The following is a 3,440-nucleotide window of genomic DNA, read 5'->3' on the forward strand; positions in this document are numbered from 1 at the left end:
AAATATTCGGAACTCCCATATTTTTTTATCCAGCTGTATACAACGGCTGTACTTAAACCATGACGTGCACATGAAAAGGCTACGGATATACCCTCACGCTCAATCTCTAAAACTATCGCCTTCTTATAAGACTCTTGATAAGGTCTACCAAATTTGGCATCTGTAATTTCTACTGACATCTCTTAAAGTTAATCATTAATAAATACTTCTTCGTGGAGATGTTAAGTCTGTATAGGACGAGTCACTTCAATACCTGGACAAACCTTACGCAACACCTTGTCAAAGCTAAAAGCAATAGTAACCCGTTCTATACGGGCACGGTTTACAATACGATCGTTACATGCGGGACTATTCGGTGATAAGCAGGAGTTTTGCTATTTTTAGACTCACAAATGATGACAACATGAGAAATCCCTCTTTGATGAAGTGTAGTGCGCTGTTTTTGTTTCTGGCAGTAGTTTCCTTTAAAGCGGACGCACAAAATACCCTGGAGAGTGCCTGGATCAGGGTCAATCTGCTGGGCTATCCCAATGATGCGGTCAAGGTGGCCGTATGGGTAAGCAAGGACGAGATCCGGCCCAAAAAATTCGAACTGATCGATTCCCTGAGCGGCAAGGTGGTGTTTTCTTCAAAAAAGATACAACACTTTGGGGCTTACGGGCCTTTCAAATCTGCCTCAAGGCTTAACTTCTCTGAGTTTAAACGGAGCGGCACCTATTATGTCCGGGTCGGCGGGCTGAAGTCGCCAAAAGTACGGATCAATCCGCAGGTGTATAAAAACACGGCAGATTTTGCGCTAAGGTACATGCGGCAGCAGCGCAGCGGGTTCAACCCCTATTTGAAAGACAGCTGTCATACGCATGACGGGTTTGTCCTGTATGGAAAAGAAGCCGGAATTGCGGACAGCACCTATTTTGATGCAAGCGGCGGCTGGCATGATGCATCCGATTACCTGCAGTATTCCACTACATCGGCCAATGCCGCCTATCATTTGCTGGCGGCCTACAGGGATTTTCCAAAATCCTTTTCTGATGTACACCAGGCCAATGGTTTGGCAGGCGGCAATGGTGTAGCAGATGTGCTGGATGAAGCCAGATGGGGATTGGACTGGCTGCTGAAAATGCACCCCAAACCTAACATCATGTTCAATCAGATCGCTGATGACCGTGACCACATCAGCATGCGTATGCCCAAACAGGACAGTCAATATGGCCGCGGTTTCCAAAGGCCACTGTACTTTATCGACGGACAGCCTCAGCAAAGGGGGAAGTTTCTGAACAATACAACAGGAACAAGTTCTACGGCGGCAAAATTTACCAGTGCTTTTAGCCTGGCCCAGCAAATCTATCAGGACCGGCAACCCGGCTTTTCGGCGCTGATGAAAGAAAAAGCGGTATCAGCCTATGCTTACGCCAACAGGATTCCCGGAGTGACACAGACGGCTTCTGTCAAGTCACCGTATATCTATGCAGAAGACAATTGGGTGGACGATATGGAGCTGGCTTCCGCTACTTTATCGCCTGTCCTAAAAGACGGGGAACTGTTGAACAAGGCTTTTGATTATGCCAAAAAGGAACCCATAACACCCTGGATGGGAAAAGATACAGCAGCACATTACCAGTTTTACCCCTTTCACAATTTTGGGCACTGGGAACTGGCCCGGCAGGACAAGGGAGCGGCCGGCAAGACGGCCATCCGTTTTTATAAAGAGGGAGTGGATAAGGTATGGCAAAAAGCCAAAACAAACGGTTTTTACAGGGGAGTGCCGTTTATCTGGTGCTCCAACAACCTGACCGCTTCATTTGCCATACAGGCTTTTTTGTATAAGCAATTGAGCCAGGACGGACAATATGATGAACTGGCGCAGGCCAATTTTGACTGGCTGTTTGGCTGTAACATTTGGGGAACCAGCATGGTCTATGGCCTCCCTTCCTGGGGCGATACACCTGAGGATCCGCATTCGGCATTTACCAGGATCGGGAAGTTTCCGATAGACGGAGGTCTGGTTGACGGACCTGTGTATGGCAATATCTATAAGAATCTGATTGGGATACAATTGACCAAACCCGACCCTTATGCCGCGTTTCAGTCAGACCTTGTGGTCTATCATGACGACTATGGCGATTACAGCACCAATGAGCCTACGATGGACGGCACGGCCTCGTTGATTTACCTCCTCGCAGCCTATGAAAATGGCGGGCAGCAGGCAAAAATAAATATAAAGCACACTGCATTCCGGACAGAGCAGGGCGCAGTGATACAAGGGGATACGGCTGCGAAAAAACTGGCCCTTGTTTTTACGGGAGATGAATTTGCTGACGGAGGAGAGGAAATCCGGTCTGCGCTAAAGAAGCACAACGTCAAAGCCTCCTTTTTTCTAACGGGTAGATTTTATCGCAATGTGCAGTTTAAAAATCTTGTGCAGGAGCTGAAAGGCGACCGGCATTACCTTGGCGGGCATTCCGATGTGCACCTGTTGTATTGCGATTGGAAAAAACGGGACAGCCTGCTGGTCACCAGGGATCAGTTTAACGGAGATCTGCAGGCAAATTACTCGGCAATGGCCAATTTCGGGATCAAAAAGGAAAATGCCAGGTTCTTTTTACCTCCCTATGAATGGTACAATCAGACGATTGCGGACTGGACCATGGAAAGCGGGCTTACCCTGCTGAACTATACACCGGGCACGCGCTCAAATGCCGATTATACTTATCCTGAAATGGGTAAGAGCTACCGGTCTTCTGACGAGATCTATCAATCTATACTGGATTATGAAAAAAAATCGGGCTTAAACGGTTTTTTGCTTTTAATGCACATCGGGACAGATGACCGGAGGACGGACAAGTTTTACCGGAAGCTTGACGAGCTGATCGTCCGCCTGAAGCGTCAAGGTTATGAGCTGGTTAAGGTTGATGAGTTGCTGAAGTCTGTAACGAGGTAAGACGGGCTATAAATACCGCTCTTTGATGACGCTGGTATGGTGCATGACATGACCGGCTGTGACATACAAAATGGCTCTTACCGTGATCTCTTTGCCTGAAGCAGTTCCTTTGCGGTCAAGTTCTGCTTCTGTCAGTGATTTGAAGAGGTAAAGGTTCGCTTTTCTAAGCAAAGCAAACTCATGGGACAGGCTGAGCAGGCTGCGGTCTGAAAAATGTGCATTGGCGACATAGTCATCTTCTTCAAAACCCGGCAGCGGCTGTTGTTCGCCCCTTGCGAAACAGGTCATCCGGTAGACAAACACCCGCTCTGTGTCTATAATGTGGCCAATGAGCTCTTTAATGGTCCATTTGCCGGGGGCATAAGCGTAGTCTGCTTTTTCAACGAGGCTGTTGATGAAATCTGTAAATTCAGTAACTTGTCTTTCCAGGATCTCAATGACATCTCCATCAACTAATTTGATGTAGGTTTCGCCCCATGCGGGGTACTCATGTGTTTGT

At 47.6% G+C, this 3,440-nt stretch carries 3 protein-coding genes; 1 reads left to right on the plus strand and 2 read right to left on the minus strand.

The features are described from left to right. On the minus strand, nt 1-179 hold a 179-nt coding region (locus VK541_RS25820), incomplete at its 3' end, for a transposase (RefSeq protein ID WP_414692616.1). Nucleotides 180-403: 224 nt separating this feature from the next. Here VK541_RS25820 and VK541_RS09835 point away from each other — a divergent pair. Further along, complete coding sequence (locus VK541_RS09835) at nt 404-2,941, plus strand: glycoside hydrolase family 9 protein (RefSeq protein ID WP_324369453.1); 2,538 nt, start codon at nt 404-406, stop codon at nt 2,939-2,941. 6 nt (nt 2,942-2,947) lie between these two features. Here VK541_RS09835 and VK541_RS09840 read toward each other — a convergent pair. Continuing rightward, nucleotides 2,948-3,440 (minus strand): DinB family protein (locus VK541_RS09840; protein WP_324369455.1); only part of this gene is annotated, 493 nt, incomplete at its 5' end.

The sequence above is a fragment of the Pedobacter sp. genome, assembly GCF_035317785.1.
Lineage (GTDB): Bacteria > Bacteroidota > Bacteroidia > Sphingobacteriales > Sphingobacteriaceae > Pedobacter.